Genomic DNA, 13,118 nt, shown 5'->3' with positions numbered 1-13,118 from the left:
CTCTTTCCGGGCAGGAAAGGGTGCTTTTTTGCGTCTTATTCGGTCCGTGCAGGCCGTGTGGTCACCTCGCCGCAGCGCAGAGCCTCCTGTCGGCCGTTCTCCCGCTGGATGACCAGCCGCCCTTCCTCGTCGATGGCAAGGGCCTTTGCGGCGTAGGTTTCGGTCTCAGCACACACCGTCACCCAGTGGCCGGGCACAAAGCACCGGGCGCGGTACTCATCCAGACAGTCAAAGCCGGGGCAGAGGGCCAGCAGCTCCCGGGCAATGGCCCCGGCCAGTGCGGCCCGGCTCACCGGAGCAGGCCCGCCGGGGTACAGGCTCCCGGCCCTGCGGGCCAGCTCATCCGGCCAGTCGGCGGCGGTGGAAGTAAGGTTCAGCCCGATGCCCACCACCAGCCATTCCAGCTGTCCGCTCTCCAGGTCGGTCCCCGCTTCGGTCAGGATGCCGCAGACCTTTCTGCCCTGATAGTACAGGTCGTTGACCCACTTGATGGCAAGCTCCAGCCCACAGAGCTTTTTCACGGCACGGCAGACCGCCACAGCTGCGCTGATGGTAGCGGTCTGGGCATTGGCGGCGGGCATTTCCGGGCGCAGCAGCACAGAGCAGTAAACGCCCTTGCCTGCCGGGCTTTCAAATCTCCGGCCCAGCCTGCCGCGTCCGGCGCTCTGGTGGGCGGTGAGCACCAGTGTGCCATGGGGTGCACCATCCAGCGCCAGCAGCTTTGCCGTGCGGTTGGAGCTTTCCAGCGTGTCATATAAATAGATGGGTGCAGGGTAGTCCCCGATGGCTTCGGTGCAGAACGGGTCACCGCCCGCCAGCCGGTAGCCCCGGCGGGGCGCAGCTTCCAGCGCGTACCCTTGGGCCGTGAGGGCCGCAGCGGCCTTGTGCACGGCAGCGCGGCTCACGCCGAGGGTCTCGGCCAGCTGCTGGCCGGAAACGTAGCTGCCTCCGGCAGAGGAAAGTGCCTGCAAAAGTGCCTGACGGGTACTGACAGCCATGGCCGAATGCCTCCTTTTGTGCTATACTATTTCTATTGTATCATAAAAATAAAATTTTTTGCAGGATTTTGAACGGCTGTTTCGTATGAATGTGCAGAAGGGCAATGCAGGGGCTGCACTTCGTCGGACCGGGACGAAACCGAAAGGAGGTGGGTGGATCGTTGACGACCTTGGAATTCAGCGCGATGGTGCAAAAATACCAGTCGCTCGTGTATACGGTCTGCCACCAGCTGGTGCCGGATGCCGGCGATGCGCAGGACCTGACGCAGGAGACCTTTCTGGCGGCATGGCGGGCCATTGACCGCTGCCCGCCCGGGTTTGAAAAACAGTGGCTGGCGCGCATTGCTTCCAACAAGGCAAAAGACTATCTGCGCAGCGCATGGGTGCGCCGGGTGAACACCCCCGGCGATGAGGTGCTGGCGCTGGAAGGCGCGCCGCCCGGCACCCAGCCGGAACAGCAGGTGCTGGATGCTCTGGGCGAGGAAGAACTGACCGGCATGATCCTTGCTTTGCGGGAGCCCTACAAAACGCCCTGCCGTCTGGTGCTGCTGGAACAGCACACCATGGCCGAGGCGGCACAGCTGTGCGGCCGCCCGCCCAAGACGGTGGAGGCGCAGATCTACCGGGCCAAAAAGATGCTGGCACAGCAGATATTACAGCGTGAGCGCTGCGGAGGGGAGTGTGTACATGGAACTGTTTGACAAAAACGGCTGTCTGACCGACGAAGGCCTGCAGGCCCTGCAGGCAGGCGGGCTGGATGAGCTGGGGCGGCTGGAAACAGCCGAGCACCTTGCCTACTGCGATAAATGCATGGATCGTTACACGGCCCTGCTGACGGCAGATGCGCTGGAAACGCCGCCGCACTCCGCGCACAAGGCTGTGATGGCCGCCGTCTGGGTGCGGCTGATGCAGAACACATGGGGCCGCGCTGCAGTGGCCGGTGTGGCAGCAGTGCTGGCGTTCACCATGTGGCGCTCCGGTACCGTGGAGCAGCTGCTGGACTTCCGGCAGGAGCTGCGCAGCTGGACACAGGAAGCCAGCCAGAGCCAGACCGAAGAACCTGCACAGCTGGGCCGACCGGTGGAGGATGGCCGTCGGCCTGCCGAGCCGAAAACACTGGGCCGACCGGTGGAGGACGAAGAGCCGAAGCCGCAGGCGTCTTTTTCAAAGGCGGTCAATGACCTGCTGTTCGGGGCCCACAGCCCGGCGGCAGAGAACAACAGAGATCTGCCGCTTACCGATCAAACGAAATGAGGGAATCGATCATGATGAAAAACGGGATTTTGACCTTTATCTTTGCCTTCTGCCCGGGCGCAGGCCAGATGTATCAGGGCTATATGAAGCGCGGCCTTTCGCTGATCACGATGTTCTGCCTGTTCGTTGTAATTGGCGTATCTACGCTTGAAGTGCTGACCGTCGGCTGTGTCATCGTGTGGATGTACAGCTTTTTTGACACCTTCAATCTCCGGGCGCAGATCGGCGCAGGCACCGCCCCGGAGGACGATTATCTGGTGCATATCAACTGGAAGGACCAGCGGATGCAGGAGTTTATGATGGACAGCCACAAACTGCTGGGCTGGGGCCTGATCGTGCTGGGCGCACTGGTGGCCTACCAGAACATCCTTATGAACACGCTGGGGGATATCGTGTGGCGCTGGGGCCAGAGCAGCCCCTTCTTCCGCGCACTTTATCTGATGATGGATCAGCTGCCGGAGATCGTTGTGTGCGTGGCCCTGATCATCTGCGGTGCGTGGCTGGTGCGCGGCCCCAAGGGCAGAAAGCCGAAGCAGAAGGCCGCGGACGCCGATTTTACCGAGTATGCCGCGCAGGAAACACCGGCCGGGCCGGAGAAAAAGGGCTTTGCAATGCCCAAGCTCTCGGCCCTGCTGGGCAAGCCTGTGACCCCGGAGGACGAGACGGAGGACGAGACGGAGGACGAGACGGAGGACGAGGATGGACGAGAAGAATGAGACCGGCTCTGCTGCCCCGGAAATGCCCGGGAAACAGCCGCCGCTGCGCCGGGTGGGCAGCTTTACGCTGGGTGTATGCCTGATCGCAGCAGGCATCTTCTTTCTGCTCACCTATTTTGTGCCGGACTTTCCCACACAGCCGGTGCTCCGGATCGTCCCGGCAGCAGGCCTTGTGATGCTGGGCGGCGAGGTGCTCTTTTTTGCCGCCCGACCGGGCCGCTGGAAATACGATTTCTGGTCGGTGCTGATCTGCCTTGTGCTCATGGCCGGGTGCTTTGGCCTTTCGCTGCTGCCGGTGGTGTGGGATGAACTCGGCCCGGAGCGGAATCAGGCAAGCATGAAGCTCAGCCAGCAGTACACCGCCGATGCCTATGCGCAGATCCGGAAATCTGACCCGGATGCCCCGGTAAAGGACATCAGCGGGAACGTGTATCTCTATACCGGAGCGGTGAAAACGCTGGAGGACATAGATGGCGGCAGCGGCTATGTGACCCTCGATGTGGAGCTGTCCGGCAGCTACGGCAGTGCAGAGCAGTTTGCACAGGCCTGCCGCAGCATGACGGATGCGGTGCAGCAGTGCCGCCCGCAACCCGATACGCTGATCTTTGCATGGTCGCCGGACAACGACCCGGAAGAGAGCCTTGGCACGGGAACACTGCAGCAGGTGGAGCGGTACACGCTGAAGCTGGTGGGCATTGCGCAGCTGGACTGGACAGCGGAGCAGATGGCAAAGCAGACCGAGGTGCAGTACCTGCTGGACGAAGAAAACGAGGAACAGGACAATGCCGATGATGCTTCCGAGGAAAGCGCGGAGCTGAGTGAGTGAAACAAAAAATGCTTCCGTGCGCCGCACGGAAGCATTTTTTTGTTGAAATCAGCCGAAAACTATGTTATGCTATCTCTGCTGCTGAAAGGCGGCGGGGCACTGCAAACAACGGCAGGCGGTTCGGCCCTCACTTCCGAAAGGAGGTGAGTACATGCCAATTACTTTGACATTCCACTTGTTTGGATTGACATTCACCATTCGCGTGAAAAAGTAAGAACCGCCACCCGGCACGGTGACGGTTCTCAAAAACTGTAAACCTTGAACTGGGGCCAACCGCTTGTCGCAGTGCCCTTTCTATAGACATTATAGCGAATCCCGGCAGAGCTGTCAAGCATCTGCCGGGATTCGTTTTATCGTAAAATTTACAGCTTTTTGCCGGTGAGCAGCTCGTAGGCCTCCAGATACTTGGCAATGGTCTTGTCAATCACGTCCTGCGGCAGGTCGTAGTTGCTGTCGGGGTTGGCCTTGAGCCAGTCGCGAACGAACTGCTTGTCGAAGGAAGGCTGGCTGTGGCCCGGCTCATAGCCCTCCAGCGGCCAGAAGCGGGAGGAATCCGGGGTGAGCATCTCGTCGCCCAGCACCACGTTGCCGTTCTCATCCAGACCAAACTCAAACTTGGTGTCGGCAATGATGATGCCGCGGGAGAGCGCATACTCAGCGCACTTCTTGTACAGGGCAATGGTGTAGTCGCGCAGCTTGGTGGCATACTCCTCGCCGTGGCCGGGGAACTGCTTTTCCAGCACCTCAATGCTCTTTTCGTAGGAGATGTTCTCGTCGTGGTCGCCGATCTCGGCCTTGGTGGAGGGAGTGTAGATAGGCTCGGGCAGCTTGTCGGATTCCTTCAGGCCCTCGGGCAGCTGGATGCCGCACACCTTGCCGGTCTTCTGGTAGCTGGCCCAGCCGCTGCCGGTGATGTAGCCGCGCACGATGCACTCGATGGGCAGCATGGTCAGCTTACGGCACATCATGCTGTTGCCGTCGAACTGGGGCTGCTGGAAGAACTCCGGCATGTCCTTCACGTCCACGCTCAGCATGTGGTTGGGCAGCAGATCGCGGGTGTAATCGAACCAGAACTTGCTCATCTGGGTCAGAACAGTGCCCTTTTTGGTGACCTTGTTTTTCAGGATGACGTCAAACGCGGAAATGCGGTCGGTAGCAACCATGATGAGGCTGTCACCGTTATCATAGATCTCACGGACCTTGCCTTCTTTAATGGGCTTGAACTCAGTCATAATCAAACACTCCATTTTCCAATGCCGAAAAAGCGGCGGTGTATCTTACCTGATTATTGTACCATGTCTGCGGACAGTTTGAAAGAAACAGAATGAAAGGAAAATAGGGCTGTTTTTGCATTTTTCTCGTGAAAAATGTACGAAAAATAAAAGTGAAATTCGGCGATTTGACGATAAAAGTCGTACTTTCACAACAATGAAGCAGTTTTTTGTAAAATGCGGGCATAGACACAGAGCGGATTGTGCGGTATTTTATACTAGGTAAAGTGGAGCTCCGGCCTGTCCGGTGCCGGAAAGATAGAAAACAGGGAGGTTTTACGTATGGGCAGTTTCCCGAAAGATTTTCTGTGGGGCGGTGCCACCGCTGCCAATCAGTGCGAAGGCGCATGGCAGGCGGGCGGCAAGGGCCTTGCCACCGTGGATGTGACCCCGTTTGGCGCTGACCGCTTTCCGGTGGCGCTGGGTCGGCTGGAGATGCTGGAATGCGACGACAGGCACTATTACCCCAGCCACGAGGCCATTGACATGTATCACCACTACAAAGAGGATATCGCCCTCTTTGCCGAGATGGGCTTCCGGTGTTTCCGGCTGTCCATCGCATGGACCCGCATCCTGCCAAACGGCGATGATGCCCAGCCGAGCGAAGAGGGCCTTGCCTTCTACGATGCCGTGTTCGATGAGTGCCATAAATATGGGATCGAGCCACTTGTTACCATCTGCCACTTTGATACGCCCATTGCCCTCATCAAAAAATACGGCGGCTGGAAGGACCGCCGCATGGTGGATGCCTATGTGCACTACTGTGAGGTGCTGTTCGACCGGTACAGGGGCAAGGTGAAATACTGGCTGACCTTCAACGAGATCAACATGCTGCTGCATCTGCCCTTCACCGGCGCAGGGCTGGTGTTCCATCCGGGCGAAAACGTAAAGCAGGTACAGTATCAGGCGGCACATCATGAGCTGGTGGCCAGCGCAAAGGCCGTGAAGCTGGCCCACGAAAAGATGCCCGGTGCCATGGTGGGCTGTATGCTGGCAGCGGGCCAGTATTACCCGCGCACCTGTGCACCGGAGGATATCCGCGCCGCACAGGAAGCGGACCGCGACAACTACTTCTTTACCGATGTGCAGGCCCGTGGGGCCTACCCGGTGTGGGCCGAAAAACGGATGGAGCGGGCAGGCATCGTGCTGCAGACCGAGCCGGAGGACGAAAAGACCCTGCGGGAGGGTACTGTGGACTTTGTTTCCTTCAGCTACTATTCCAGCCGCTGCATCACCACGGACAAGGAGATCCTGGCAGAAGAAAAGGCCGACGGCAATGCGGTGATGGAAGCTGTAAAGAACCCGTACCTCAAGGCCAGCGAGTGGGGCTGGGCCATCGACCCGGTGGGCCTGCGCGTGACGTTGAACACCATCTATGACCGGTACGAAAAGCCCATGTTCATTGTGGAAAACGGCCTTGGCGCGGTGGATACCGTGGAGCCGGATGGCTCCATCCACGACAGCTACCGGATCGATTATCTGCGGGCCCACATTGAACAGATGGAAAAGGCCATCAACGAGGATGGCCTGCCGCTGATGGGCTACACCACATGGGGACCCATCGATCTGGTGAGCGCCTCTACCGGCGAAATGAAAAAGCGCTACGGCTTTATCTATGTGGATAAGGACAACGACGGCAGGGGCACTCTGGCTCGCAGCCGCAAGGACAGCTTTTACTGGTACAAAAAGGTCATTGCTTCAAACGGCTCTGACCTTGCATAAAATACAAAAACAAACGAGAGAGGAATCAGAAAAGAATGATGCCTGAGATCATTGCACACCGTGGTGCGTCCTACCTTGCACCGGAAAATACCCTTACAGCATTCCGCAAGGCGATGGAGATCGGCGCGGACGGCGTGGAGATGGACGTACAGCAGACCGGAGACAAAAAGCTGGTCATCCACCACGATTTTCTCATTGACTGGCACACCGATATGCGGGGCCAGATCTACGACATGACCATGGAGGAGTTGAAGGCGCTGGACTTTGGCAGCTGGAAGGATGTGAGCTACAAGGATGAGCGGATCGCCACCCTGCAGGAGGCACTGGCACTGTGCAGGGAAATGGAAGGCACTGTTGTCCAGCTGGAATTGAAGGCCACCATTGATAACGACCCGGACTTTGTGCCCCGGGTGATCGAAGAGATCCGTGCGGCGGATATCACCGATCGGCTGGTGGTGATCTCGTTCAACCACGACCTGCTGCGGCAGGCAAAGCAGCTGATGCCGGAGCTGAAGGTGGGCGTGCTGGTCTACGGTGCCATGGAGACCATGGCTCTGCCCACCGCCATGTGGGAGATCCTTGGTTTGCAGAACAGTCTGGAAGAGGACGATTTTCCACAGCTGCCCATGTTCTCGGTGGAAAATGTGGACGATGAAAACTGCAGCTGGCTGCTGCGCCAGATAGGCAGTCAGGTCAGTATGCTGCAGGTGGAGTTTCCGAACGAGAGCCTGATAGAAGTGATCCAGCACCTGCTGGATCAGCGGGACCCGGTGAAGTATGTCCAGACGCTGGATTTCAAGCCGGACTGGGTGAGCTGTGAGTACCACACCGCCTATCAGCAGCCCAGCATGGTGCAGAAGCTGCATGATCTGGGCATCAAGACGGCATACTGGACGGTGGACGAGGAAAAGACGGTAAAAGACCTCTGGCCGCTGCAGCCGGATGCCATCGTGACCAACCGTCCCGACCGCGTGCGGGAATGGATCGCTGAACTGGAAATGACCGAATAAAAGGCAGAAGCTGCATCCGTTCGGTGCACCCTGCTTCCCCCAATAGCTCCTGAAAAGCAAACAGCGGACAGCCTGCAGGCTGTCCGCTGTTTTGCTATGCAAAAGAGGTTATAAAATATACCCAAGGCTCCGCAGCACGAACAGCCAGAAGGTCAGGCTGAAGGCACTGAACAAGGTGGTGGTGACGCACACGCTGCCGGTAAGGACGCCTTCGTGCCCCATCTGTTTTGCCATGACGTAGCACGCCGGGGTGGTGATGCTGCCCAGCATCACCAGCAGTGCCACCAGCTTTTCGTCTGTAAAGCCAAGGTGCACCGCCAGCGGCAGGAACAGTGCGGGCAGGATCATCAATTTGACCACGGTGGCGATGGTGGTGGGCTTGAGATAGCCCAGCGCCTTGCGGCCCTTGAAGCCCGCACCGATGGCAAGCAGGGCCAGAGGGCTGGTCAGCCCGGCCACATTGGAGAGGGTCTTATCCAGCACGGCAGGCATGGAAATGTGCAGCATGCTCCATGCAAAGCCTGCCGCAATGCCCAGCAGGATGGGGTTGGTCAGGACGCCTTTGGCGCTTTTTTTCAGCTTTGCGGACATGCTGCCGGTCTGGGCGGCGGCCGGGCTTTCCAGCGTCAGGATGACCACGGCCATAATGTTGTAAAGCGGCACGCTGCCTAAGATCATCAGGCTGGACATGCTGGCGTCGCCGTAGATGCTCTGCAGAAAGGCCGAACCCAGAATGGCGGCAGAGGAGCGGTAGCACGCCTGCACGAACTCGCCCACAAGGCCGGTGCCCTTTAAAAATACCTTTGCCAGCGCCCAGATCACAAGGATGCTCACCAGTGTGACCACAAAGCAGAACAGGACGTACCGGCCGTCAAAGGTGGTGCGGACGTCGTTTTTGCCAAGGTCGCGGAAGAGCTGCACCGGCAATGCAGCATAAAAAACGAATTTGTTGGCCCCTGCCACGAATGCGTCGCTCAGAAAGCCGGTGCGGTGCAGCACATAGCCCAGCAGCATGAGGAAGAACAGCGGCAGGGTGCTGTTCAGACTGAACAGAAGGTTTTCCAGCATGGCTCACACCCCGCCGTGGCGGCGCTGCTCTGCCGCCAGCTCCTGCTGCAGGGCAGCTTTGCGGTGGTCCAGCAGCAGATCCTTGTTGTACTGGAAGTAGCGCTCACAGCCGTTCTCAGTGAGGAAAGCGTGGGACGCAGGGTCCACGGTAAGCTCGGTGACGAACACCACCATCTCCTGACTTTCGGCAAAGGCCTGCTCCATAAAGTCAAAGGCGGCTTCCAGCGCGGCGCTGGCGGCCTGCTGGGCCTTTTCGCGCGCATCGGCCAGAGACTGGAACTGCCCGCGCAGCAGGTCGAAGGCTTCCTGTGTCCCGGCAGCGCTGGCGCGGCGCAGTTCGCCCTCCCACTGACGCAGTACGGCCAGCACTTGCAGGCGGGTGGTCAGAGCATCTTTGCTCAGCAGCCCGGCGGCACGCTTTTGCTGGGTCTCGGCATCGTAGTCCACGAGCTGCTGGTGGAACAGCTCCGCGGAGCCGTCCGGGATATCCTCCGGCAGGGTGGCAAGGGCTTTTTTGATCTCCCGCAGAAGGGCGTAGCAGCTGTCGGCCACAGCGTCCGCCTGCCGGGATGCGGTGAACCGGGTGCCAAGCCCGGCCAGCAGCAGGCTGACAAGGCTGAGCCGCTCGTCAAAGGGGGCCTGCAGCAGCCGTGCGAACACGGCGGGCTTCGTCTGCCCGGCAAGGATCTCCTCCACGCCGTAGTCGTCGCGGTACTTATAGTAGAGGTCGAGGTACGCCGAGAAATCCTCGGCGATCTTCGGGTGCTGGATGTATTCCCGGATCAGCTCCTCGTCTGCCTGCAGACCCAGCGCTTCGTAGGTGTCCAGCAGATTGGACAGGTCCTCCCAGCCGCGGGCGGTGACGAACTGGGTGCCGTCCACGTCTGCGTTGATCTGGTAGAAGTTCTGGGGGTGCAGCTCCAGATAGCTCAGGATGGCGCTGTGGATGTGGGCCGCGCGGGCGTAGTCCTTCCACACCGGCAAATCCGGCTCAATGTCCATGCGGCGCACACGGTCCAGCGTCACGATGTCAAAATCCCGCACCGACTTGTTGTACTCCGGCGGGTTGCCTGCCGCCACAATGACCCAGCCTGCAGGCACAGCCTGATTGCCGAAGGTCTTGCACTGCAAAAACTGCAGCATGGTGGGGGCCAGCGTTTCGGACACGCAGTTGATCTCGTCGATGAACAGGATGCCCTCCGCAAGGCCGGTGGCCTCCATTTTGGCGTAGATGCTGGCGATGATCTCACTCATGGTGTATTCGGTCACTGAGACGTCCTTACCGCCGTAGTTGCGCTGGCGGATGAAGGGCAGGCCCACAGCGCTCTGGCGGGTGTGGTGGGTGATGGTGTAGGCCACCAGCGCTACCCCGCATTCCCGGGCCACCTGCTCCATCACCTGTGTCTTGCCAATGCCCGGAGGCCCCATCAGCAGGATGGGGCGCTGCCGGATGGCCGGGATGGCGTATTCGCCCAAGGCATCCTTGGCAAGGTAGGCTTTTACGGTGTGTTCGATCTCTTCTTTGGCACGTTTGATGTTCATAACAGATGTTCCCCTCTTTATCAGGAGTTGTTCAGGTCACGGTACAGGTCGTCCTCTTCGGCCAGCGCGTCTGCAAGAGCACTGGCCGGGCGGGCTGCTGCACCGGTAAATTCTTCTTCGTCCAGAACCACCTTCATGGCCCACGGCGGCACGTTGGCGTCATCGAACCGCTCCCCCAAAAACAGAAAGGCGGTGTCGTAGGCCGGGCGCCTGGCGGGGTAGGTGCCCATGCCATCGGTGAAGTATAAGAGACCCCGCAGATTTGCAAACTTCTTCTCGGCGCACAGCTGGTTTACGTATTCAAAGGCCGGGCGGAAGTCCGTTCCTCCGCCGCCCCGCAGCTCAAAGTGGTTCATGGCGTGGATCAGCTCGTCCTCATTGTGGATCAGGATATCCTGCCGGATGGCGTTATCGGCCTGGATCAGGTGCAGGTTCATCCGATGAAAAAAGTTCTCCTGTCCTTTCAGCAGAGTGTAGGTCTCCGCAAGGAACGCCCGCACCAGTTCACCGGAGGTGGAGTAGCTGGTGTCGATGACAAGGGCCAGCTCCTCGATCTTTTTGCTCTCCCGGCTTTCCAGAGGCTCGATGAGGGGCAGGTTTCCGTACACCGAAAGGCCGTAGGTGTAGAAGTTCAGGTCGAACTCGTCCGGGTCCAGCTTTACTTCCTCCCGCAGCACGCAGAACCGGCGCAGAAAATCCCGGTAGCTGCGGCGGCTGCGGTTGGCGGCTTTTACCTGCTGCTTCAGGGCATCGGCACCGTCCCCGGCTTCCTTATCCCGCAGGTCCAGCTCTGTCTGCATCCGCTCCCCGATCTTCTGCCACGTTTTCTGGGGCAGCGGCGTGGGCATCTGCTGGGGCTGGTCAGGCGCATCCTTCGGCCACAGGCGGTGGTCGTCGGTCACGAACTCCCGCTCCAGCTGCCGCAGCACGCCGGGGGTCTGCCGGGTGAGCCACCGGTACACCGGCGCGGCTGCCACCACGGTTTCCTCTGCGGTGATCTGCCGATAGGCGTTCTGCCGCACATAGGTCAGCGGCCGCTTGACGCTGGTGCGGTTCAGGCTGTCGATGACATTCTCCACCGCGATATCACAGGCAAGGCTCCACAGCTGCGGCTCCCGGCGGCCTTTCAGCCAGAGATGGCGGAATACGCAGTGGAATATGGTGTGCAGATACAACCGATTGAGATATTTGGGGTTGTCCCGATAGAGCCGCAGCAGGTGGCTGGGCTGATAAAACAGGGACTGACCGTCCGTAGCCAGCACCCGGCAGCGCTCGTCCGGGGCGGGGGACAGGGCGCTGAGTGCCATATCCAGAAAGCGGAAGTCCAGATACAGCCCGCTGCGCACCACCGCCAGAACCTCGCCGCCCATGCGTGCCTGCCATTCCTCATGGGTCTCAGGCCGCTGGGACTGGAAGGGCTTGCGGGGGTCGAAAAATTTTTCTTTTTGGATGGTTTGGGGCAAAGGTGTCACCTCACTTAGAACCCTCTCAGCCTCGCAGCAAACTCCCCCCAGTCATCGCTGCGCGATGCCAGCCCTCTTAGAGGGAGCTGGCGCACGAAGTACGACGGAAGGAGGTTTTTACTGCTTAAAAATCAAAATCGTACCGCTGCTTTTTGGGCTGAGGGGCATATTTTTTGTGCTCTGCATCTGCCAGCAGGGCGGCGGCAGCGGCACTCTCTGCCTTGGCGGCAAGGGCGGCGGCGGACGCAAAACCGGCTTTGTCCAGCACATCCAGCGCCAGCAGGGCGCGGATGCCGTCAAGGTCCTGCGCCTTTAAAAGGCGGGCCAGCACCCGGTCGGTGTTTGCCGCCAGAAACGCCCGGTAATGCCCGGCGGCGGCCTCGGTCAGCTGCCACGGATACCGCAGGCGGTCAAAGCAGAGCATTGCCATCACATTGGCATCGTCGGCATCGTGGCCCTGCGGGAAGATGCTGTCATATTCTGCCGGGAGGAATATATTATTGAGAAAACACTGCCGGTAATGGTATCCCTGCCCGGAAAAGGTATGCAGCAGGATGTGGGCGGGGGTCTCCTCGATGTCCTCCCAGTAGGCGGGATACCACAGCGCCGCCAGCGGCGCGGCGGCACCGGCAGGCCGGAACTCCGCCCGCACGGCCTCGGTGATGTTGTTCACAAGGGCAAACAGACCGGTGGAGTCCCCGGGCGCGGCCTGCACCCGGATGGTCTCCAGCGCGAAGCAGTTCAAAAACACATCGCTGCCTACGGTCAGGCTGCCGCTGCCCACCGTGAGCAGGCGCAGGCTGCGGCAGTTGTAAAAGGCGCAGCTGCCGATCACCTGCAAACTGTCCGGCAGGGTGACCTCTTCCAAAAAATTGCCGCACACCGGGTGCAGCGTGTCCGCATCGGAAGCCGGGGCGTCAAAGTCGAAGTCATACCGACGGCAGGTGCCGCCCACCGCCTGCCCGAATGCCCGGGTCAGCCGCGCCGTGCCGTCCGGCTCCACCGTATAGCGGCAGGTCTTGTCTGCCGCAGGCAGGCTGCGGGGCTTTTCCGAGAAGCAGTAGCCGCCCAGCTCGGTGACGGCAAAACTGCCGCCCTCCGGCGCAGGCAGGACGGCAGGCAGCACCACGCAGGGTGCAGTGCCGTACACCCGCACCAGCCGGGCCGTGTCTGCCGAAAGGGGCAGGATGTCTAATGTCAACTTGCTTTCCGAAACCACAGTGCAAAACCCCTTAATATGATAGAATC

At 60.0% G+C, this 13,118-nt stretch carries 12 protein-coding genes; 6 read left to right on the top strand and 6 right to left on the bottom strand.

Annotation, left to right across the window (positions count from 1 at the left end; genetic code table 11):
- Positions 1 to 35 precede the first annotated feature (35 nt).
- The gene (locus ACKXF9_RS00730) at positions 36 to 998 is read right to left on the bottom strand and encodes a biotin--[acetyl-CoA-carboxylase] ligase (protein ID WP_418265008.1); all 963 of its coding nucleotides are present in this window, start codon (positions 996 to 998) and stop codon (positions 36 to 38) included.
- Between the two features lie 161 nt (positions 999 to 1,159).
- Between ACKXF9_RS00730 and ACKXF9_RS00725 the strand changes: the two genes are divergently transcribed.
- The 4 genes from ACKXF9_RS00725 to ACKXF9_RS00710 are packed head-to-tail and all read left to right on the top strand — an operon-like array spanning position 1,160 to position 3,794.
- Positions 1,160 to 1,699, top strand: coding sequence for an RNA polymerase sigma factor (locus ACKXF9_RS00725; RefSeq protein WP_418265007.1), 540 nt, complete (start codon positions 1,160 to 1,162; stop codon positions 1,697 to 1,699).
- Entirely contained in the window at positions 1,686 to 2,252 is a 567-nt protein-coding gene (locus tag ACKXF9_RS00720) for a hypothetical protein (RefSeq protein WP_348584886.1), read from the top strand. The genes ACKXF9_RS00725 and ACKXF9_RS00720 overlap by 14 nt, the downstream gene beginning before the upstream one ends.
- Positions 2,249 to 2,968, top strand: coding sequence for a hypothetical protein (locus ACKXF9_RS00715; RefSeq protein ID WP_418265006.1), 720 nt, complete (start codon positions 2,249 to 2,251; stop codon positions 2,966 to 2,968). Before ACKXF9_RS00720 ends, ACKXF9_RS00715 begins: the two co-directional genes overlap by 4 nt.
- Complete coding sequence (locus ACKXF9_RS00710) at positions 2,952 to 3,794, top strand: hypothetical protein (RefSeq protein ID WP_418265005.1); 843 nt, start codon at positions 2,952 to 2,954, stop codon at positions 3,792 to 3,794. The genes ACKXF9_RS00715 and ACKXF9_RS00710 overlap by 17 nt, the downstream gene beginning before the upstream one ends.
- A 362-nt stretch (positions 3,795 to 4,156) precedes the next feature.
- On the opposite strand, the gene ACKXF9_RS00705 is transcribed toward ACKXF9_RS00710, so the two are convergent.
- Entirely contained in the window at positions 4,157 to 5,026 is an 870-nt protein-coding gene (locus ACKXF9_RS00705; RefSeq protein ID WP_044953963.1) for a phosphoribosylaminoimidazolesuccinocarboxamide synthase, read from the bottom strand.
- A gap of 321 nt (positions 5,027 to 5,347) precedes the next feature.
- Between ACKXF9_RS00705 and ACKXF9_RS00700 the strand changes: the two genes are divergently transcribed.
- Both ACKXF9_RS00700 and ACKXF9_RS00695 read left to right on the top strand, forming a co-directional pair.
- Positions 5,348 to 6,787 (top strand): 6-phospho-beta-glucosidase, encoded by a 1,440-nt coding sequence (locus tag ACKXF9_RS00700; protein ID WP_339395043.1) that lies wholly within the window; start codon positions 5,348 to 5,350, stop codon positions 6,785 to 6,787.
- A 35-nt stretch (positions 6,788 to 6,822) separates the two neighbouring features.
- A complete protein-coding gene (locus ACKXF9_RS00695) occupies positions 6,823 to 7,797 on the top strand; it encodes a glycerophosphodiester phosphodiesterase (protein ID WP_339395044.1) in 975 nt (324 codons plus the stop codon).
- 108 nt (positions 7,798 to 7,905) lie between these two features.
- On the opposite strand, the gene ACKXF9_RS00690 is transcribed toward ACKXF9_RS00695, so the two are convergent.
- From ACKXF9_RS00690 to ACKXF9_RS00675, 4 genes are all read right to left on the bottom strand, one after another.
- On the bottom strand, positions 7,906 to 8,865 hold the full coding sequence (locus tag ACKXF9_RS00690) for an AEC family transporter (protein ID WP_339395045.1): 960 nt from the start codon (positions 8,863 to 8,865) through the stop codon (positions 7,906 to 7,908).
- Positions 8,866 to 8,868: 3 nt separating this feature from the next.
- The gene (locus ACKXF9_RS00685; protein WP_418265004.1) at positions 8,869 to 10,407 is read right to left on the bottom strand and encodes an AAA family ATPase; all 1,539 of its coding nucleotides are present in this window, start codon (positions 10,405 to 10,407) and stop codon (positions 8,869 to 8,871) included.
- 20 nt (positions 10,408 to 10,427) lie between these two features.
- A complete protein-coding gene (locus ACKXF9_RS00680) occupies positions 10,428 to 11,879 on the bottom strand; it encodes a VWA-like domain-containing protein (RefSeq protein ID WP_418265003.1) in 1,452 nt (483 codons plus the stop codon).
- 115 nt (positions 11,880 to 11,994) lie between these two features.
- Positions 11,995 to 13,071: a leucine-rich repeat protein gene (locus ACKXF9_RS00675; protein WP_418265002.1), complete on the bottom strand. Its 1,077-nt coding sequence runs from the start codon at positions 13,069 to 13,071 to the stop codon at positions 11,995 to 11,997.
- Positions 13,072 to 13,118: the final 47 nt, after the last annotated feature.

Source organism: Faecalibacterium sp. 9 (assembly GCF_048320955.1).
Taxonomy (GTDB): domain Bacteria; phylum Bacillota; class Clostridia; order Oscillospirales; family Ruminococcaceae; genus Faecalibacterium; species Faecalibacterium wellingii.
This window is presented reverse-complemented; position numbering and strand designations above follow the sequence as displayed.

Bases quoted from the DNA above. Each gene is read 5' to 3' on its own strand.
- ACKXF9_RS00730 (WP_418265008.1), bottom strand. From the start codon at position 998: ATGGCTGTCAGTACCCGTCAGGCACTTTTGCAGGCACTTTCCTCTGCC.
- ACKXF9_RS00720 (WP_348584886.1), top strand. From the start codon at position 1,686: ATGGAACTGTTTGACAAAAACGGCTGTCTGACCGACGAAGGCCTGCAG.
- ACKXF9_RS00715 (WP_418265006.1), top strand. From the start codon at position 2,249: ATGAGGGAATCGATCATGATGAAAAACGGGATTTTGACCTTTATCTTT.
- ACKXF9_RS00710 (WP_418265005.1), top strand. From the start codon at position 2,952: ATGGACGAGAAGAATGAGACCGGCTCTGCTGCCCCGGAAATGCCCGGG.
- ACKXF9_RS00705 (WP_044953963.1), bottom strand. From the start codon at position 5,026: ATGACTGAGTTCAAGCCCATTAAAGAAGGCAAGGTCCGTGAGATCTAT.
- ACKXF9_RS00700 (WP_339395043.1), top strand. From the start codon at position 5,348: ATGGGCAGTTTCCCGAAAGATTTTCTGTGGGGCGGTGCCACCGCTGCC.
- ACKXF9_RS00695 (WP_339395044.1), top strand. From the start codon at position 6,823: ATGATGCCTGAGATCATTGCACACCGTGGTGCGTCCTACCTTGCACCG.
- ACKXF9_RS00690 (WP_339395045.1), bottom strand. From the start codon at position 8,865: ATGCTGGAAAACCTTCTGTTCAGTCTGAACAGCACCCTGCCGCTGTTC.
- ACKXF9_RS00685 (WP_418265004.1), bottom strand. From the start codon at position 10,407: ATGAACATCAAACGTGCCAAAGAAGAGATCGAACACACCGTAAAAGCC.